The organism is Bacteroides sp. AF25-5LB (assembly GCF_003602965.1).
In the GTDB taxonomy this organism is placed as follows: Bacteria; Bacteroidota; Bacteroidia; order Bacteroidales; family Bacteroidaceae; genus Bacteroides; species Bacteroides uniformis.
In genome coordinates, this window is sequence record NZ_QTMC01000006.1 from 68,605 (window position 1) to 88,106 (window position 19,502).

The 19,502-nt window shown below is 45.9% G+C and carries 15 protein-coding genes; 7 read left to right on the top strand and 8 right to left on the bottom strand.

Annotation, left to right across the window (positions count from 1 at the left end; translation table 11 throughout):
* Window positions 1–9: 9 nt before the first annotated feature.
* Together DWY57_RS08760 and DWY57_RS08765 are read right to left on the bottom strand one after the other, a co-directional pair.
* Window positions 10–3,303, bottom strand: coding sequence for a SusC/RagA family TonB-linked outer membrane protein (locus tag DWY57_RS08760; protein ID WP_117601186.1), 3,294 nt, complete (start codon window positions 3,301–3,303; stop codon window positions 10–12).
* A 95-nt stretch (window positions 3,304–3,398) separates the two neighbouring features.
* Window positions 3,399–6,044 carry a zinc-dependent metalloprotease gene (locus DWY57_RS08765; protein ID WP_117601199.1) on the bottom strand — a complete coding sequence of 882 codons (2,646 nt, stop codon included), beginning with the start codon at window positions 6,042–6,044 and terminating at the stop codon, window positions 3,399–3,401.
* A 353-nt stretch (window positions 6,045–6,397) separates the two neighbouring features.
* Between DWY57_RS08765 and pheS the strand changes: the two genes are divergently transcribed.
* The 6 genes from pheS to DWY57_RS08795 all read left to right on the top strand — a co-directional run bounded on the left by pheS (window position 6,398) and on the right by DWY57_RS08795 (window position 14,130).
* Window positions 6,398–7,432 carry a phenylalanine--tRNA ligase subunit alpha gene (pheS, locus tag DWY57_RS08770; RefSeq protein WP_022401660.1) on the top strand — a complete coding sequence of 345 codons (1,035 nt, stop codon included), beginning with the start codon at window positions 6,398–6,400 and terminating at the stop codon, window positions 7,430–7,432.
* A 106-nt stretch (window positions 7,433–7,538) separates the two neighbouring features.
* Window positions 7,539–8,735 carry an MFS transporter gene (locus DWY57_RS08775; RefSeq protein WP_022401661.1) on the top strand — a complete coding sequence of 399 codons (1,197 nt, stop codon included), beginning with the start codon at window positions 7,539–7,541 and terminating at the stop codon, window positions 8,733–8,735.
* The gene (nth, locus tag DWY57_RS08780; RefSeq protein WP_022401662.1) at window positions 8,732–9,406 is read left to right on the top strand and encodes an endonuclease III; all 675 of its coding nucleotides are present in this window, start codon (window positions 8,732–8,734) and stop codon (window positions 9,404–9,406) included. The genes DWY57_RS08775 and nth overlap by 4 nt, the downstream gene beginning before the upstream one ends.
* A gap of 88 nt (window positions 9,407–9,494) precedes the next feature.
* Entirely contained in the window at window positions 9,495–10,754 is a 1,260-nt protein-coding gene (locus tag DWY57_RS08785; protein WP_117601185.1) for a phosphoglycerate kinase, read from the top strand.
* Window positions 10,755–10,830: 76 nt separating this feature from the next.
* The gene (locus DWY57_RS08790) at window positions 10,831–11,856 is read left to right on the top strand and encodes a porin (protein WP_022401664.1); all 1,026 of its coding nucleotides are present in this window, start codon (window positions 10,831–10,833) and stop codon (window positions 11,854–11,856) included.
* Between the two features lie 81 nt (window positions 11,857–11,937).
* Entirely contained in the window at window positions 11,938–14,130 is a 2,193-nt protein-coding gene (locus tag DWY57_RS08795) for a tetratricopeptide repeat protein (RefSeq protein WP_022401665.1), read from the top strand.
* Here the strand turns inward: DWY57_RS08795 and DWY57_RS08800 are convergent.
* The 6 genes from DWY57_RS08800 to DWY57_RS08825 form a co-directional block, all read right to left on the bottom strand.
* On the bottom strand, window positions 14,127–14,708 hold the full coding sequence (locus DWY57_RS08800; RefSeq protein WP_005835770.1) for a Maf-like protein: 582 nt from the start codon (window positions 14,706–14,708) through the stop codon (window positions 14,127–14,129). The genes DWY57_RS08795 and DWY57_RS08800 overlap by 4 nt on opposite strands.
* Window positions 14,709–14,754: 46 nt before the next feature.
* Entirely contained in the window at window positions 14,755–15,285 is a 531-nt protein-coding gene (locus DWY57_RS08805) for an HAD-IIIA family hydrolase (protein ID WP_005826358.1), read from the bottom strand.
* 79 nt (window positions 15,286–15,364) lie between these two features.
* Window positions 15,365–16,162 carry a Rossmann-like and DUF2520 domain-containing protein gene (locus DWY57_RS08810; RefSeq protein WP_119961615.1) on the bottom strand — a complete coding sequence of 266 codons (798 nt, stop codon included), beginning with the start codon at window positions 16,160–16,162 and terminating at the stop codon, window positions 15,365–15,367.
* A 4-nt stretch (window positions 16,163–16,166) separates the two neighbouring features.
* Window positions 16,167–16,502: a hypothetical protein gene (locus DWY57_RS08815; RefSeq protein ID WP_022401668.1), complete on the bottom strand. Its 336-nt coding sequence runs from the start codon at window positions 16,500–16,502 to the stop codon at window positions 16,167–16,169.
* 2 nt (window positions 16,503–16,504) lie between these two features.
* On the bottom strand, window positions 16,505–17,041 hold the full coding sequence (locus DWY57_RS08820; RefSeq protein WP_005826354.1) for a nitroreductase family protein: 537 nt from the start codon (window positions 17,039–17,041) through the stop codon (window positions 16,505–16,507).
* A gap of 93 nt (window positions 17,042–17,134) precedes the next feature.
* Window positions 17,135–18,415, bottom strand: coding sequence for a DUF4026 domain-containing protein (locus tag DWY57_RS08825; RefSeq protein ID WP_165853592.1), 1,281 nt, complete (start codon window positions 18,413–18,415; stop codon window positions 17,135–17,137).
* A 102-nt stretch (window positions 18,416–18,517) separates the two neighbouring features.
* Between DWY57_RS08825 and DWY57_RS08830 the strand changes: the two genes are divergently transcribed.
* On the top strand, window positions 18,518–19,501 hold the full coding sequence (locus tag DWY57_RS08830; RefSeq protein ID WP_117966283.1) for a GNAT family N-acetyltransferase: 984 nt from the start codon (window positions 18,518–18,520) through the stop codon (window positions 19,499–19,501).
* The last annotated feature ends 1 nt before the right edge of the window (window position 19,502 follow it).

Genomic DNA, 19,502 nt, shown 5'->3' on the forward strand with positions numbered 1-19,502 from the left:
CTTTTGAAGTTAGAAATTCAAGTTCAAACTGAATGTAACCGACTTGGGTACGGGAGTTGCATAAGGATTGTACATCGACTCCGGATCCATGTAGTTATTATATCCCGAACCAAACACGAAGAGATTGCGTCCTTCAACAGATACCGTTGCCGAGTTCATTCCCAAACGCTTTGTCAAGAGTTCAGGGATACGGTAACCCAGACGCAGATTCTGCAAACGTACGTAGTTCAGCTTCTTCACCCAGATATCCAAATCTCTCCAGATGGTTTTAGAATCATACCAAGAGTACTCTTCCGGGTTGGAAGCACTCAGCATAAATGCCGGAAGCTCCGCATTCGGGTTTTCCGGAGTCCAGCGGTTCAGCACATCAGCATTATAGTTCTTGCCATAATCCGGATTGATGATGTCATAAGAGGGCTGCGTACGTACGTACCCACCAAACGTCAAAGAGAAATTGACATTCAACTCCCAGTTTTTATAGCTGAAGGTATTAATCAAACCTCCCGTATAAGGAGCATCGCTACTCCCGATATACGAATAGAAGGTCCTCTCTTCGGCTGCAGTTACATCGGAAGAGGCAATACCTATCCCCCACTCATCTTTCAGGCGGTAGAGTTCCTTCAAGGTCACTTTCTCTCCCTCCGGATTATAGAACATCATGTTACCTGTTTCCTTATCTACACCCGCAGTCTTCAGTGCGAAAATTGCTCCTACTGGATAGCCTTCACGCCCCGGAGTGGTCTGCTGTTCGGGAATATTTTCTTGCAGCACCTTATTACCGTTATAAGCAAAATTGAAATTTGTATACCAAGAGAAATTCTTCGTCGTTATGTTACGGGTAGACAAGCTGATTTCCACACCTTTGTTCTCCATACTTGCCCAGTTGACGTTCATAGAAGTAAAACCCGTCTCCAAAGGAAGCATGCGCAAAGCTATTAAATCGGTACCCTTACGGTAATAATAGTCCACACTCAGATTGATAGCCTGGTTCAATACAGAAAAATCAAAGCCTGCATTGACTGATTGCGTCTTTTCCCAACGCAACTTCTTATTGGGAGCGGAATTAATAACAATCATATCTTCCGACACACCGGGCAGAATACTTTCCGATCGGTAAGTACCCAGCAGGAACGGAGAGGTATTCTTATCAATATTTCCCTGCAGACCGTAGGATGCACGGAACACCAGGTTGTCCACCCACTTGGCCTGCTGCATAAACGGTTCTTGTGACAGACGCCACAATGCACTGACAGAATAAAGAGGAAGATAACGGTACTTCTTATCCACACCGAAAAGGTCGGAACCGTCAAAACGGATACTTCCTCCCACCGTGTAGCGGTTCAACAAAGAGTAAGAGGCCGTAGAGTAGAAAGATACATAAGCATTCTCCTTATACGTTGTCTGATGGAGCGGGAAAGACGTGGCGTAACTTTCGTTGGGGAAAATCACCGGTTTGGTCGTCAACGTCTTGCGGTCGAAGCCATACCCTGCCGAGAACAAGGTTTCATACCAAGTCTTGCGTAGTTCGGTACCCGCCATCACTTCCAACTCGTGAATATCATTGAAACTGTCACGATATTCTCCCATCGCCTTCCAGGTAATTTGTGAATTGGAATTCTCGTATGACTTCTGCATCCCCCCTTCGGGTAGAAAATGCTTCGTTTCCCCATCCTGAGAGTATTCGCTCAACTTGTAATAATAACGCATGGCATAACTTTCCCAGTCTGCTATCTCTTCTCTGGAAGTCTTTTCCAACTGATAACCGAACTGGGAAGTCAGCTTCCATTTGTCATTAAAACGAAGTTCCGCATCAAATATGGACGAAAAAGAATTCACTACGCTTTCATTGGACGTGTTCCGACGTTCCTCAAAGATATTAAACCCTAAATCCTTATCGGTATTATTCTGAATATCATAATCGTAATTATAGTTTCCATTTTCATCGTAAAGCTCGAAATACGGATTAGCCTTGCGCGAATAGAACACGGGATTGGACATGCCATATGCATCTGTCAGATAATTGGTATTTTTACGACGATTGGCAAACATGGAGGCACCCACCTTTAATATATTGTTTACTTTGTAAGACGTCTTTCCTACCAGGTTAAAACGGTCCATACTCACACCGTCCACATTTCCATCTTCTTTGTAATAGCCGAAAGAGGTATAATAAGTAACTCTTTCCGTACCGCCGGAAAGACTCAGATTATATTCCTGGCTGAAAGCATCACGGAAAAGAACATCTCCCCAGTCTGTATTTATATTCTTCAAACGGTTGATAGCAGCTTGCGTCTCACTGCTCAGAGCATCCCATCCTCCATTCTGAAAGGCAGACAACTCATTGTAATTGGAAAGAATATTATATACACCTCCTTTATGATTGTCCGGAGAATAGTTGTTACGGATCATATCCATTTCCAATCCTACTTTCTCCGCTGAGTTCAGCAAGTTCAACCGGTCAAGGCTCAATGTAGGAGTATAGGTAAATCGGGATGAGAAACTGATAACCGGTTTACCGACCTTCCCTTTCTTTGTCGTAATCACAATGACGCCATTGGCTGCACGCGCACCATAGATGGCTGTGGCTGCCGCATCCTTCAGAATGGTGATATTCTCAATATCCGCCGGATTCAAGCCCGCAATGGAAGATTGTTTCATGTTGGTGATGTCATTCAGTTCATCCGGTTCAGGAACATCCGTTCCCTCCAAAGGAATGCCGTCCAGCACCCATAAAGGGTCTTGTGTACCATTCAACGAAGCGGTACCGCGAATGCGTATCTTTGCCGGAGCACCCGGAGCACCTGAAGTCGGGCTGACAGAAAGTCCGGCAATTTGTCCGGCAAGTGCCTGATCAATACTTTTTACTGCACCAATAGTCTCATCCGATATATCCAATTTGGACACCGCTGCCGTCAGCTTGCGACGCTCCACCGTCTGATAACCCGTCACAACAACGGCATCGAGCATTTGGGAAGATACATGAAGTGTTATTTCATAAAATTCCTTCCCCGGAACAAGCTTTACTTCCAATACGTCATACCCCACGTAGCTACAAAAGAAACGGGTTATCCCGGCAGGTATAGCTATAGAGAACTGACCATCCACATCAGTAATAACCCCCATTGTAGTCTGAGCACTTCCCGCCTTTTTCAAGTCTTCCGGAGTCACATAGATGGAAGCACCGATAAGCGGTAGGTTATCCTCTGAAGATATTACTACGCCCTGGACTTTTTTCTCTGCAGCAAAAGCAGATGACAAAACTCCCACAAGGCATAGCAAAACGATTAATACACGTTTTTCCATGCGTTACATATAAAATTAAATTAATACTCAAATTAGGGATTAAGGATTAGCGGTTAGTTACTAACGACTTATCCCTAACCCTTAATCGCTAATCCCTAATTCTTCATTCCTAATGCTGTATTGATACGCAAAATCAAATCCTTATAATGATATCTAGTGGCTATATCCGATGTACCTAAACGGCTCTGAAGCAGTTCCTTGATGCGGAGCAACTCACCACGCTTCACTGAAATGACATCAGATACGCGGTTTATCTGCGAACCGTAGAAGTTCAGTTCGCGGTGGGCCCCCATACGGTCGGCATCCAAAGTCTTACCAACATGCTCGTCACAACTGCAAAGGGCAGTCTGGTGGTCCAGCAAGAAGTGGTTGTCCATCAGTTTTTTGTTTATTTTCACTCCTTCGCTTTCGGCAGCTGCCGTAATCAGCGCATCTACGAAATTCTTCTGCAAGGCGCGTGTCATGACGTCCGGCAAAGCACCGCGTTCCGTAGTGGCAAAGATGTTGCGATGCAGGCCATCCATCAGCTCTACCACCGTGAAAGCCTTTTTGCCGTTCACCGATTCGTTCTCCAACATACGCATCAGGCGGTTGTTGCCCAGCAAATCCCAAAGGATATAGGATTGGGCATTCTTCAACACCTGTGTCGGTGCATTCTCCACTACGCCCAGCGGAGTGTTGCGCAGCAAGTAGGTGTACTCTCCCACTTCCGTGTCGAACAGCCATTTGGGATAGGTCAGCACTTCGTCCAGCAGGAACTTCAAGGCTGCTTGCTGCTTTTCTTTTTCTACGAAGGTATAGGTTTTCTGTCCGTCGCCCACAACGGTGTTTTCTATATAGATACCACCGATGTTTGCCAATACATGATAGAGGTAATTGTTCCATTGGTTGATAACCGCATAGTATAGGCGGGAAGCTTCTTCATAAGTCTGTCCTTTCTCGCCAGTGGTAGTCCATTGGATGATTTGAGGAACAATACGCTTCAAGTTCTCAATACCCAGCAGAGATGAGCGGACAGCATCATCGCCCAAATCTTCATTCTGTGCACGCGGGTCTACGGCATCACGCACATCCTGCGCCTCACTATATTTATATAAACGGTCTGCATGACGGCTCAGGAAGTCGGCAAGCAAATCCTTCTCCGCCTCTGGGGTTTCTTTACCATACCAACGATAGCCGTATTCTATGGCAAACATATCATACGGACCGATATGGGGAGAAAGCGCCGTAACACCGTCACCCGGCTGTGCCACATAGTTGAAACGTGCATAGTCCATGATAGAGGAAGAAGTGGTATTCATACAATCCGTAAATGTTTTGGAACGCAGGGAATCTGTCGGAAAAGTCCAGGAAGCAATCATATTGTGACGCAAACCCAACGAGTGCCCCACCTCATGGCATGCCACAAAACGCATGGCATCACCCATCAGTTCATCCGGCAGCTTTACTCCTCTTGCTTCAGGACGTACGACACCGGTTTGCACTGTAATCCATTCCTGGAGCATACCCAGCACATTATGCCACCACATGATGTCCGCTTCCAATATCTCGCCAGAACGTGGGTCAAGGATAGAAGGTCCCATGGCATTGGCTTTGGTGGAGGCCGCATAGGTCAGCACAGAGTAGTTCACGTCATCCTTATCCACATTCATACTGTCCGTTAACTCCCTTGCGACGATGGCATTCTTGAATCCGGCACGTTCAAAAGCAGCCTGCCAATCCTCAATTCCCTGCTTGATATATTTCCGCCAACGACGGGGAGTGGAGTTCTCGATATAGAACACGATTGGTTTGACCGGTTCCACCAATTCACCACGAAGATAACGCTCCCGGTCTTCCGGTTTCGGTTCCAGACGCCAGCGGGTGATGAAGGGTTTCTTGTCTACACGCTGCTGACCGTCACTGTAATTCAATAACGGATTGGTAAAGTAACCTACACGCGGACTATCCAGACGTCCCATCATCGGTTTCTCCGGCAACAGCAACAGAGAGGAACTGACTTCGACCGTAACAAACACAGTCGTTGTTCCCTCAGTCACCTTAGTTGTCAACTCGGAAGTAGCTACCACATTGTTCTCAAAAGCTTTGATAGATAAAATGCGGGAGAGATTTTTGATGGCCGAAGTTCCCAGGTTGATATTTGTAAAGACATTATTGATGCTCGTCTCCGTACCATCATAAATATCGTTGACCTTGACCACTATCATGGTAGAGTCATTATTGAATGCTTCTATCTTGAAACCGGCTATCAGCGGAGAAATATAATTATCCAGTACGGACTGCCGTATGGCATCCTCATCCGGCGCCAATGGAAGAGGACGGCTCTGACGTACCAACAGCTTGTTGGCAGCCTTGTCCAATTCAAAACGCACCATCTGATTTTCGTAATTCGTACCACGGTTCACACCCGCCTCATTCAGTTCGGAAGGAACACGCTGTAATTTATTTACTACCAGCATATCACGTCCCAGCAGCCTTGCCGGCACTTCAAAGTAATAATCGCTCTTCTTCTGGTAAACATTGAACATTCCCTTGCAGGCAATAGCACCTGAACCCGTCAATTTCTCGTAGTCGCTCTTGGATTGAACGCTGTCCTTGGCTTCACTCTTCTTTTTCTTACGGAACCATCCCATAGCTTCGGAAGAAGCAAAATCAGATGTACCGGCATGCAACAATACGGCAGGCTCACACATGAGTACTCCCGCAACTGCCACGACTGGCAGGATTGTCTTCAATTTCATCAATTCAAACTCTAACTTTAATGCAACAATTACTCCGTTAACTCTCTCTTTGACGTATGTTAATAAATACCAACCGCCAGTTTGTTCTACCTCCATAGAACGGTAAACGGGGCGCAAAGATACAAAAAGTATATTTTAAAAGTCACTAAACAACGCTCATTTATGTTTTTTCCATAAACAATATGAAGACTTTTATATATTATTATTTTTTCTCCAATCCTTTATCATTGCTTCTTCACATGAAATTTTGTACCACTGACACCAAATAATCTTCCCCAATTGGCGGCAAAACAATGATAATATTGTATCTTTGCACCGTTTTTAACTTAGAAAATAAATAAGATAACAACGATATGATAGCTAAAATCAATCAGCTTCTGCAGGAAGTAGAGGCACTGAAAGCCGCTAACCCCGAGGAATTAGAGGCACTCCGCATCAAATACCTCAGCAAAAAAGGAGCCATCAATGACTTGATGGCAGATTTCCGCAATGTAGCCGCCGAACAGAAAAAAGAAGTGGGTATGCGCTTGAACGAACTGAAAAACAAAGCACAAGAAAAGATTGCCGCCTTGAAGGAACAGTTCGAAAGCCAGGATACTGGTTGTGACGATATTGACTTGACTCGTTCAGCCTACCCGATAGAATTAGGAACCCGCCATCCGCTTTCCATCGTGAGAAACGAAATCATCGATATATTTGCCCGTATGGGATTCAATATCGCCGATGGACCGGAAATGGAAGACGACTGGCACGTATTCTCCTCCATGAATTTTGCCGAAGACCATCCGGCACGCGACATGCAGGATACATTCTTCATCGAAAATGATACAGAAAACGTATCGCACAGCATCATTCTTCGCACACACACATCCAGCGTGCAAAGCCGTGTTATGGAGACCACGCAGCCTCCTATCCGCGTACTTTGTCCGGGACGTGTATACCGTAATGAGGCCATCAGCTACCGTGCACACGCATTCTTCCATCAGGTAGAAGCCTTATACGTAGACCGCAATGTGTCTTTCACTGACTTGAAGCAGGCCTTACTGCTCTTTGCTCAAGAGATGTTCGGCAGTAACACCAAGATTCGTCTGCGTCCTTCCTACTTCCCCTTCACCGAGCCGAGTGCCGAAATGGACATCAGCTGTAATATCTGCGGCGGCAAGGGCTGTCCTTTCTGCAAGCATACGGGTTGGGTAGAAATTCTGGGATGCGGTATGGTAGATCCGAATGTATTGGAGCTGAACGGAATAGACAGCAAAGTGTATAGCGGATATGCCCTGGGTATGGGTATAGAACGCATCACCAACTTGAAATACCAGGTGAAAGACCTTCGTATGTTCTCTGAAAATGACACACGCTTTCTGAAAGAATTCGAGAGCGCTTACTAAATATAGTGAATAACGGCTAGTGATTAGTGATTAATAAGTTGCGCATTTTCAGCATATCATTAATCACTCATCACTAACCACTCATCGCTAACCACTATTTTTCGCTATGGCAAAAGACAAACTTGTAACTTCCGGCTATTGCCTTATCCTGGCTGCCAATTTCCTTTTGTATTTTGCCTTTTATCTGATACTACCGGTTCTTCCATTCTACCTGACTGAGGTATTCCATACCGGAAATGCAGCAGTGGGTGTCATCTTGTCATGCTACACCATTGCCTCGCTCTGCATACGCCCGTTCTCGGGATACCTGCTCGACACGCTAGCCCGCAAGCCTCTTTATCTGGTGGCATACTTCATCTTTATCACCATTTTCGCAGGTTACATGTTAGCGGGAGTCCTATCCTTATTCATCATGTTGCGGGTTGTCCACGGCCTTGCATTTGGAATGGTGACCGTAGCGGGAAATACAATTGTAATTGATATTACCCCTTCGTCCCGTCGCGGCGAAGCCGTAGGATATTATGGACTGATGAACAATACAGCCATGAGCTTCGGCCCGATGATTGGTCTTTTCATGCATGACATATATTCCTTTGAAACGATTTTTGCCTGCTCGCTCATATCAGGAACTATCGGTTTTGTTGCCGCATGCCTCGTCAAGACCCCACCCAAACAACCTGTCAAACGAGAACCTATCTCATTGGACCGCTTTGTGCTGCTGAAAGGTATCCCGGCAGGAATCGCACTGCTACTGCTCTCCATACCATATGGCATGACAAGCACTTATGTAGCCATGTATGCCAAAGAAATAGGAATTACCTTGAATTCCGGATTGTTTTTTACTTTTATGGCCGTCGGCATGGCAGTGTCCCGTATGTTCTCCGGCAAACAAGTGGATAAAGGACATATCACCCAAGTCATAACTTTAGGACTATATCTGGTATGTAGCTGTTTCTTCATATTATCCGCTTGCGGACTACTGATGAAGACCGTCCCGGAACTGACAAACATATTGTTTTTTATGGTTGCCCTCCTATTGGGAGTAGGCTTCGGGACGATGTTCCCCGCCTTCAATACGCTGTTCGTAAACCTGGCCCCCAACAACCAGCGCGGAACAGCCACCTCTACCTACCTGACTTCATGGGATGTAGGCATTGGTATAGGTCTGACAGCAGGAGGTTATATCGCACAGATTACCTCATTCGATATGGCATATTTTTTCGGAGCCTGCCTCACGGTTATCTCCATCTTCTATTTCAATCTGAAAGTATCTCCTCACTATCATAAAAACAAATTAAGATGAGAAAGAAAGAGCGTTATGAAAAAATCCTTGCTTGGTTTAGGGAGAACGTTCCCGTAGCCGAAACAGAGTTGCATTATGACAATCCGTTCGAGCTGTTGATAGCAGTTATTCTCTCTGCACAATGTACGGACAAACGCGTCAATATGATTACCCCCGCCCTTTACCGGGACTTCCCTACTCCCGAAGCACTCGCCGCTGCTACTCCCGACGTGGTATACGAATATATCCGCAGCGTCTCCTATCCCAACAACAAAGCCAAACATCTTGTAGGCATGGCACAGATGTTGGTGAAAGAATTCAACAGTGAGGTACCCGATACCCTTGAAGAACTGGTAAAACTGCCCGGCGTAGGCCGCAAAACAGCCAATGTCATCCAATCCGTTGTTTTCAATAAAGCGGCTATGGCGGTAGACACACACGTGTTCCGCGTCAGCCATCGCCTGGGCCTGGTATCAGATAAATGTACAACTCCGTTCAGTGTCGAAAAAGAATTGGTAAAACATATACCGGAAGCAGATATCCCCATAGCTCACCACTGGCTTATCCTGCACGGTCGCTATGTATGCCAGGCACGTACTCCACAATGTGATACCTGCGGTTTGCAATTAATGTGCAAATATTACTGCCAGAAATATAAAGTTAGCAAAGAGAACGGCAAAGACAAAGAATAAACAACGGTTTCATAGCAAAAAAAAGAAATAAATGCTAACTTTGCGCTCACTAAAAAGAATTTAATAACACTTTTAAATAAAATAGAGTATTATGACAATTGATCAATTTAACTTTGCCGGAAAAAAGGCATTCGTTCGTGTGGACTTCAACGTACCCTTGGACGAAAACTTCAACATTACAGATGATACCCGTATGCGTGCCGCTCTTCCTACACTGAAGAAGATTTTGGCCGATGGCGGCAGTGTAATTATCGGTTCTCACCTCGGTCGTCCGAAAGGCCCGGCTGACAAGTTCTCTTTGAAGCACATTCTGAAGCATCTCGAAGAGTTGTTGGGTGTTGAGGTGCAATTTGCTAACGACTGCATGGGCGAAGAAGCTGCCGTAAAGGCTGCCGCTCTGCAACCGGGTGAAGTGTTGTTGCTCGAGAACCTCCGTTTCTACGCTGAAGAGGAAGGCAAACCCCGCGGTTTGGCTGAAGATGCTACAGACGAAGAAAAGAAGGCTGCCAAAGCTGCTGTTAAGGAAAGCCAGAAAGAATTCACCAAGAAATTGGCTTCTTATGCAGATTGCTATGTAAACGACGCTTTCGGTACCGCTCACCGTGCACACGCTTCTACTGCATTGATCGCTAAATATTTCGACAAGGACAACAAGATGTTCGGTTACCTGATGGAAAAAGAAGTAAAGGCTGTTGATAAAGTTTTGAACGATATCCAACGTCCGTTTACCGCCATCATGGGTGGTTCCAAGGTTTCTTCTAAGATTGAGATCATTGAAAACCTGCTGAACAAGGTAGACAACCTGATTATTGCCGGCGGTATGACTTATACTTTCACTAAAGCTATGGGCGGCAAAATCGGTATTTCTATCTGCGAAGATGACAAACTGGATTTGGCTCTTGACCTGATGAAGAAAGCAAAAGAAAAAGGCGTAAACCTTGTTTTAGCTGTTGATGCCAAGATTGCAGATTCTTTCTCCAACGATGCCAACACCAAGTTCTGCCCGGTTGACGAAATTCCTGACGGTTGGGAAGGTCTTGATATCGGTCCTGAGACTGAAAAGATCTTTGCAGATGTCATCAAGAACTCCAAGACTATCCTTTGGAACGGTCCGACGGGTGTATTCGAATTCGAGAACTTCACTCACGGTTCACGTGCTGTAGGCGAAGCTATCGTAGAAGCTACCAAGAACGGTGCTTTCTCACTCGTAGGTGGCGGTGACTCTGTAGCTTGTGTCAACAAGTTCGGCTTGGCAAGCGGCGTGTCTTACGTATCTACCGGTGGTGGTGCATTGCTTGAGGCAATCGAAGGAAAGATTCTTCCGGGTATCGCTGCTATCAACGAATAAAAACAAGTAAAATAACATCCAAAGGCAGCTCTTTGAAAAAAGGGTTGCCTTTTTTATACTATCCTTATCCCTAATAATGAGACGAATTCTACTATCCTGCATCCTTTTATCAGCCACATGCATCCTGAAAGCACAAAATGCTTGTCTGAATGATGTAGTCAACACTTTAAAAGACCGCATTTCCCTCTCCGGCTATGCCCAAGTGGGATATACATACGATGATGCGGGCGAAGGTACCAGCAATACTTTTGATATAAAGAGAGTTATCTTTATGGCACGCGGTAAAATCACCGATAAATGGTCGGCTTACTTCATGTACAGCTTTGCCAATACCGGGAAAATCTTGGAAGCCTACACGGAATACCGTTTTCTCCCTCAACTCACAGCACGTATCGGACAGTTCAAAACCATGTATACCATTGAGAACCCAATGTCTCCCTGCTTTGTCGAATTAATAAACTGTTATTCTCAAGCTGTCAATTACCTGGCCGGTATCAATGGCAGTGATCCCTTGTATGGCTCTGCAAGCGGTCGTGATATGGGATTACTAATTTATGGAGACTTGTTTAACTCTTTGATGACTTATAACCTTGCCATCATGAACGGACAAGGCATCAACCTAAAAGACAAAAACAATCAAAAAGACATTGTAGGCAGCCTTATGGTACATCCATTGAAATGGTTGTCCGTCGGCGGTTCTTTTGTTAAAGGAAAAGGATGCGCCGTAGCCGTTTCTTCCATTAATCCGGATATAGCCATAGGAGAGAATTACGCCCGAAACCGCTGGTCGGCAGGTGCTACCATCAAAACAAAATCCGTAGATGTACGTACAGAATACTTGGCTGGAAAAGACGGACACGTTAAAAGTGATGGTTACTATGCAACCGTATCTGCCCATGTGCTTCCCAAATTTGACGTAATAGCCTCTTATGACTATTTCAACAAAAATAAAACTATTTCCGATAAACAGACCAATTATGTAGCAGGTGTACAGTATTGGTTCTATCCCAAATGCCGTCTGCAAGCCCAATACACATACTGTAACCGCCATAAAGGAGAGAATTCAAACCTGCTTCAAGCCCAGTTGCAAGTTCGTTTCTAAAAATGAAAAATGAGAAATTCCGAACTTTTTGGCATTCTTTTTGTAGTTTTGTAGAATACATACCTCAAAAGATACTGATTTATGAACGAACAAGCCATACAAGAGCAATATCAGCATATTGTCGCTCTACTCAAGCAGCAACGGCTGAAGGAAGCGCAATCCCAACTGGAAGCCTTTCTTTGGAACAGCGGTGACTGGCCACTCCGTAACCGTTTGGAACAAGCACAAACATCCTATCAGTATATGCTGCAATACATGCGCCAAGGAATCGACGATCCTGAACGTCAGAAACTATATCGTCAAATTCTGACCGAAACTTGGGAAGTCGCTGACCAGGCACGTCTGTCTCTCCTTGACGGAGTTTCCACGCACTATTACCATTCCCTGCGCAATAACCGGGAACGCCTCCCCAAAGAATACAATATTGCCGCACTACAGAAGGTATTGGAATCTTTCCCTGATGACTTGGCCGTTTGTCAGCTGATGCCGGACAACCAAGGTCTGGACGCCCTACTTCAACGGCACGAACAAACCGCCCAGGTCCTTTTTCTTTCCACATGGAGCAACAGCGACTGGTCTACAGAAGACGAACAGCAAGCTAAAGGATTACTGGAATCAGAAATGCTTCCCGTCAATGATTTGTGCCTGTTCACCAGTGCCGTCATGCTCAGTCTGATGGAGTGCTTTGATACCCGTAAATTCTCATGGTTGCTGAACGCCGTAACGCATGCAAATACGCAAGTAAACCAACGGGCTTTGGTAGGTATCGCTTTCGCACTTCTTTTTCATCCCACCCGTCTGTCGCTTTATCCCGAATTAACAGCCCGCCTTTCCCTGCTCAATGAAGACAGCAGTTTCGGCAAGCAACTGAACCGTATTTATATCGAGTTGCTCCGTAGCCAGGAAACGGAAAAGATAGACAAGAAGATGCGTGAAGAAATCATTCCGGAGATGATGAGGAATGTGAACATCATGCGCAACATGAAATTCGGTTTTGAAGAGAACCCTGAGGAAAACGATCTTAATCCGGATTGGGAAAAAGCTTTTGAAAGTTCCGGACTGGGAGACAAGATACGAGAGATGAACGAATTACAGCTGGAAGGCGCTGACGTCTATATGAGTACGTTTGCACAACTCAAGACTTATCCGTTCTTTAAGGAACCGTACAACTGGTTCTATCCGTTCGACATGCATCACTCCAGCATCATCAAGGAATTCGGATTCAAGCCTACCGGAGACAATGCCATCCTCTCCCTTATCCTCCAATCCGGTTTCTTCTGCAATAGTGACAAATATTCCCTTTGCTTTACAATGGCACATATACCACAGTCACAGCGTACGATGATGCTCAGCCAGATGACTTCTCAGGATCTGGATGCACTCATGGACGAAAGCAAATCCTCCGCTTTGCGGCAGTATGCCGAACGACCGGATGTCATCAGCAACCAGTATGTCCACGACTTATACCGTTTCTTCAAGTTAAGCCAACGCAGACACGAGTTCCGTGACATCTTCAAGGAGGAGATTGCCCTGCACCGTATCCCGGCACTCAAAGAGATTCTGTGCAAACCCGAGCTGCTGATTACCATCGCCGACTTCCACTTCCGCAAAGAACACCCGGCAGAAGCATTGGAGCTTTATAAGGAATTGATAGCCTTGAACCATGCAAATGCAGACATTTTCCAAAAGGCTGGCTATTGCCTGCAAAAGGAAAAGAGGTATAAGGAAGCGATAGACGCCTACCTGAAAGCCGATGTACTAAAGCCCGACCATGTCTGGACAATCCGCCATCTCGCTACGTGCTACCGGCAGATAAGGGACTTTGCCTCTGCACTGGAATACTATAAGAAAGTGGAGGCAATCCAGCCGGAAAGCCATAATGTCCTTTTCTACGCCGGAAGCTGCCTTGCCGAACTGGAAAGATATGAAGAGGCTCTGCAATATTTCTTCAAGCTTGATTTCATCGAAAGCAATTGTATCAAAGCATGGCGTGCTATAGGCTGGTGTTCGTTTGTCAACGGCAAGTATGAGCAAGCAATGAAGTATTACGAAAAGATACTCACCTCCAAACCACTCGCGGCAGACTATCTCAATGCCGGACATGTTGCTTGGAGAACGGGCAAAATAGAAAAAGCTGCAGAACTTTACAGTAAAGCAGCTTTGGAATATGGCGGGCAGGAGATTTTTAGAGAAATGTTCGGTAAAGACAAAGAAACACTTGTCAGACAAGGAATCAGTGAAAAAGATATCCCTCTAATGATGGATCTGGTTTAGATCTCCAACAACTCCCTGTACAGTCTCTGTACGGGGAGCCCCATTATATTATAGTAACTCCCGGATATGTTTTCCACCCCAATGAATCCAATCCACTCTTGTACACCATAAGCTCCGGCTTTATCCATGGGTTGGTATTTGTCCACATAATAGGCAATTTCCTCTTCGCTCAGTTTAGCAAAACGCACTTCTGTTGCCGCTGCAAAACTGCGTTGCCACTCAGTAGTAGTGATGCACACACCGGTAAACACTTCATGGGTACGTCCGGACATGTCGCGCAACATCTGCATGGCTTCTTCCCTATTCTTGGGCTTTCCGAGAACTTGTCCATCCAGCCAGACAATGGTATCTGCCGTAATCATCAATTCGTCCGGATGCATCATATCACGGTAGGCATCTGCCTTTTCCCTGGATATGTAGAGAGGAATATCCGCTCCCCGCAATGTCTCGGGATAAGATTCATCCACATCGGGCAAAGTTCTTACTTCATATTCCACTCCCAAACCAGCCAGCAATTCTTTCCTTCGCGGAGAATTGGAGGCGAGAATCACCTTATATTTCTTCAGATTATCTAACATCATATCATTTACGATTTGACGATTTACAATTTAACGATTGAAACAACTACCAACCGAAAGCTTTTTCATCTGCCATCCAAAGCCCTTGCACTTTCAATACCTGTTCCACAATGTCGCGACCACAGCCATAACCGCCTTCTGCATACGAAATATAGCGAGCCACAGCCTTTACCTCAGGCACAGCATCCTTAGGACAACACGGCAAACCACACTCACGCATCACCTCCAAGTCGGGAATATCATCACCTACATACAATATTTCCTCGTCCTTCAAGCCATGACGGTCACGGAAGTCATGGTAATCATGGATTTTAACAGAAGAACCCATATAGATATTTCCATCCTCAAAACCTAAAGAAGTAAAACGCTTGCGGACCGCTTCTGTACGTCCACCCGTAATTATACCCAGCAACACCCCTTGCTTAGCAGCTAAATGCAGGGAATAACCATCCTTTATGTTGACCGTACGCAGAGGTTCACCCTCTGAACTCATAGGGATAACATTGGCACTCAGCACACCGTCCACATCAAAAACAAGGGCTTTTATCTTTTTCAAATCATAGTTTATGGTACTCATTGCACTTTTTTCTTGTTCATTATAATATACCTATATACAGCAAAACATTCGTTCAAAAGAGGCAAGCATCGGCGTCCGGTTATCTTATTGCCAACCGATGTATATTCTCGCTAATCTCCCGATATAGTTCCAGCATTTGCGGCTCATCGGCAAGCATCCGCAGATGCTCGTCAATGACATTCTCATCATAGCGCACAGCCGGTCCTGTCTGTGCGGCAAGCGGTTCCAGCTCATGCACCTTACGGGCCGTCTCGTCTATCAAGGGGAGCATTGCCTCGAACGGCAACCCGTACTTTTTCAGCAGTTCAGCAGCCAACACATACATGTGATTGGTAAAATTGCACGTAAACACAGCCGCCAGATGCAAACTTTTGCGCTGCTCAGAACTTGCTTCATACACTTTTTCCGATAGGGCTGAGGCAATATCCTTCAGAAGCCGCACATCCTCTTCCGAGTTGCCTTCCACAAAAAACGGTATCTGTCCAAAATCCACTTCACGCTGCTTACTGAAAGTCTGCATCGGATAAAGCACTCCATGACGCGCAACATGCCCCTGCCAAATATTCATAGGAATACTGCCGGCTGTATGCACCCATAAAGCATTCTCCTTTCCAGAAACAATCTGGGGTAATAATTCCACAAAAGCCGCGTCCTTCAGCGAAACGATATAAAGCTGCGCCTCCTTCGTAACCGCCTGCAGATCCGTGGTATATACCGCCTCCACCGTCTGTGCCAATTCCTGCGCTGATTCTTTTGTACGACTGTAGACCTGCACAATACGAAACCCTTTCCAATAAAGAGCCTTTGCCAGATTAGTAGCCAGATTTCCGGCACCGATAAAGGCAATAGACGTATCTTCTATACTTCTTCCCGCCATACACTTATCTTGTTGCCAACCAATACAGAATAGCCCCTAATACCAGCAATGCCAGTGGCAACAGATAAGCCGACATCGTACCGAGCAAAGCCGTTATCAATCCGAAGTTCAATATCAGCCATAAGCCTATCAATACCAATCCCACCGACTTGTCATGCTTGAACAGCAAAAAAATCACTGCGGTATACAGCAGAAAATTATCCTTATTCATCACCCATGGCAAGCCGATTGCAGAGAAATGCACCAATTTGTCTACCAAATAAAGAATACCGAATACAATCAGTGTGATGGCAGTGGCCTTATACGTATCACGGTTATTGTTTGCTTTTGCTGCACTCACTGTTACTTTCCTCCGTATTTATTGATATGTATCTTTTCCCACTGCAGATTGTCTTCATTGAAAGGCTTACGCTCCATCCCCTTATGACCGATAGCAATAACACTAAGCACCTGCAGTTGCAAAGGAATATCCAGCACCTCGTGCACATACTCGCCTGAAGGCATACCGGAAGCCGTAAAACGTTCGCGCACCTGCACCCAGCAGCTTCCCAGTCCCATATCTTCGGCCTGAAGTTGCAGGTAAATGGAGGCAATGGAGGCATCCTCTATCCACACATCGCTTGCCAACGGGTCGGCAACAACCACTACTGCCAATGCCGCATCGGCAATGAACTGCGATGCCTGCTCCTTGCAATAGGACAATTCCTTCAATTTATCCTTCTCGTCTACCACTATAAACTGCCATGCATTACTACGCTTCGACGTGGGTGCCATCAAAGCAGCTTTCATCAAAGTAACGACTTGTTCTTGTGTCAATTCTTCTTCTGTAAACTTCCGCATGCTGCGGCGGGCTTTTATCAATTCACTGAAACTTTCCATAACATATTCGTGTTTAGCGAAGGCAAATTTAGATAAAATATCCGGGAATGGCGAATAAAAGCCCTTACAATCTTCTCCCCGCTTCCTTTTGTATCAGACAAGCAGATAGGCGGTATCCGGAGCAACCGAAAATTCCTCTAAATAGATTATCCAGTCGGTCACATCCTCTACCGTAAACCACGCCTCATCACCCTCGTGCATGTGGCTGACGTCGTAAGGTTCTTGTATAAGCTGTCCCTTGAAGCGTTCTCCATCAAACTCCAACAGCTTAAACCAAATATGTTCGCGGTCGTCAGCCTGCTCGGCACTGTCTGTCTTCAAGCCAATTTTAAGCAAGATAGAGCTTTCGTCCTTCTTTGCCATGTATTTCACAAGACCGAAACGCTCGCGAGCCAACGCACTCATGCGATTGGTCTCACGGGTACTAATAAAGAATAGTGGATTCTCACCCCACATGCTATCGTATTCGGACACCTTCCGCAGTCTGCCCTTTTTCTCGTCGTCCTCACTCGTATAGATGAACACGGGTGCCGTGCGGCCGTTGTGTCCTTCCTCACGGTCGTCCGCACTGCCAAGAGCGAGGCTTCGGTACTCATCCAGCGCCTTTGTCCACGAAACGTAGGTGGCCACTATCGGCAAACGGTCATTCAACATTCCGATATATACGCCAGCACCTGGTTCGGGAGTCCTATCGTCTTTATCGAGCAGATGACTGGCAAGGGTGGAAATCAAGTAATAATGGTTGTTGTAATTCTCCTTGTCTGATTTCAGAATCTCAAGTTCATACAAACCGCAACGGTTCAATCCGTGCGTATGCAACCACACCTCGCCTCCTTCATCAGTCACAGCATGTACCGTAAACAAAACACTCGTTCCGGGAACTACCGCCGAGTCGGCAGCTAGAGTGGCCCACCGAGCACAAACCAGTTTCTCGGCACTTTCGTCCACAATGGCAAGCAGGTCGGGCACCATAGCTACAGCAATCTTCAGTTGCAGATGGTAGGACTTCTGCCCGTCAACGCCGAACTTCATGAACACCGTAAGTGCCCTATCGGCTCTGCCAATAGCATATAGTTCTTCGTCAGTGAAATAATAATCCCGACGATTAAACATATCAGGCATTGAAAAATCACCTTCATAGAAGCCTATTTCATACACTTCGCCATCATATCCTACTTCCATATATCCCGGTTCGTCTTCATCAGGCAAACGTTTTTTCAACAATTCCACTCCAGAGATAGCAGCCACGCGCTCAAAAAGCCGTACCGACAAATCCATTCCACCCTCCTTAGGCACTGCCATCATATAAGAGGACTCTTCCCAGTAGCACAGCGGCTGTTCTTCGAGAACCGTTTTCTTTTTCTTAAAAATCATATCCATTCTTTTTATGTAAGACTTCAGCTATAGTGACAAATTTAATAAAAAAGCCTACCCATGCCAACCGAAATTTCAGTTTTTTTGTTAAGTTTGCAAGCAATGCCCCTCAAACTCACTACATATTACCGTGGGAGCAAGGTTCCTGACCTACCGGGGACCAACACCTTCCATTCCACGGAGTTGTTCCGAATCTACGAGGAAACTCCGGGGTATACCCCCATACTCATTGTGGCATCTGAAGATGACAAGCCCGTTGCGAAACTGCTTGCCGCCATACGTAAAAGTATCCGCATGTTTCCCCCCGGCATCATCAAAAGATGTGAGGTGTACGGTATGGGAGAATATTTCGACAACGAGGCAGACAAAGAGGCTATCTTCAGTGACATGTTGCAAAGGCTTACCAATGAAGCATTGCGCGATTCTTTTCTCATCGAGTTCCGCAACCTGGAAAATGCCATGTTCGGATACAAATCTTTCCGGGCCAACCAATACATCGCCATCAATTGGCTACGGGTGCGCAACTCACTGCACAGCGTCGAAAAGGTGGAAGAGCGTTTCAGCCCGTCACGTATCCGGCAAATAAAGAAAGGCCTCAAAAACGGTGCCCAAGTGCGGGAAGCACGTACCAAAGAGGAGATTCTCTGTTTTGCCCAGATGTTGCGCCACGTATATTCTTCCAAGATACGGCGCCACTTCCCCAGCATCAAGTTCTTTCAGCATCTCGAAAACCAATTGACAAAAGGGCAACAAAGCAAAATCTTCATCGTCACTTATAAAGAGAAGATTATCGGTGGCAGTGCATGCATTTATTCAGATGATAGCGCCTACCTGTGGTTCTCCGGTGGCATGCGCAAGACTTATGCCCTGCAATATCCGGGTATTCTTGCTGTATGGAAAGCACTGGATGATGCCAAACAACGCGGATACCGCCACTTAGAGTTCATGGATGTGGGACTTCCCTTCCGTAAACATGGCTACCGTGAGTTCGTTCTCCGCTTTGGAGGAAAACAAAGCAGCACCCGACGCTGGTTCCGTTTCCGTTGGAACTGGCTGAATCGGGTGCTGATAAAGATGTATGAATAAA

Bases quoted from the DNA above. Each gene is read 5' to 3' on its own strand.
- DWY57_RS08760 (WP_117601186.1), bottom strand. From the start codon at position 3,303: ATGGAAAAACGTGTATTAATCGTTTTGCTATGCCTTGTGGGAGTTTTG.
- DWY57_RS08805 (WP_005826358.1), bottom strand. From the start codon at position 15,285: ATGAGTACCATAAACTATGATTTGAAAAAGATAAAAGCCCTTGTTTTT.
- DWY57_RS08790 (WP_022401664.1), top strand. From the start codon at position 10,831: ATGAGACGAATTCTACTATCCTGCATCCTTTTATCAGCCACATGCATC.
- pheS (WP_022401660.1), top strand. From the start codon at position 6,398: ATGATAGCTAAAATCAATCAGCTTCTGCAGGAAGTAGAGGCACTGAAA.
- DWY57_RS08800 (WP_005835770.1), bottom strand. From the start codon at position 14,708: ATGTTAGATAATCTGAAGAAATATAAGGTGATTCTCGCCTCCAATTCT.
- nth (WP_022401662.1), top strand. From the start codon at position 8,732: ATGAGAAAGAAAGAGCGTTATGAAAAAATCCTTGCTTGGTTTAGGGAG.
- DWY57_RS08795 (WP_022401665.1), top strand. From the start codon at position 11,938: ATGAACGAACAAGCCATACAAGAGCAATATCAGCATATTGTCGCTCTA.
- DWY57_RS08820 (WP_005826354.1), bottom strand. From the start codon at position 17,041: ATGGAAAGTTTCAGTGAATTGATAAAAGCCCGCCGCAGCATGCGGAAG.
- DWY57_RS08765 (WP_117601199.1), bottom strand. From the start codon at position 6,044: ATGAAATTGAAGACAATCCTGCCAGTCGTGGCAGTTGCGGGAGTACTC.
- DWY57_RS08810 (WP_119961615.1), bottom strand. From the start codon at position 16,162: ATGGCGGGAAGAAGTATAGAAGATACGTCTATTGCCTTTATCGGTGCC.
- DWY57_RS08830 (WP_117966283.1), top strand. From the start codon at position 18,518: ATGCCCCTCAAACTCACTACATATTACCGTGGGAGCAAGGTTCCTGAC.
- DWY57_RS08775 (WP_022401661.1), top strand. From the start codon at position 7,539: ATGGCAAAAGACAAACTTGTAACTTCCGGCTATTGCCTTATCCTGGCT.
- DWY57_RS08825 (WP_165853592.1), bottom strand. From the start codon at position 18,415: ATGATTTTTAAGAAAAAGAAAACGGTTCTCGAAGAACAGCCGCTGTGC.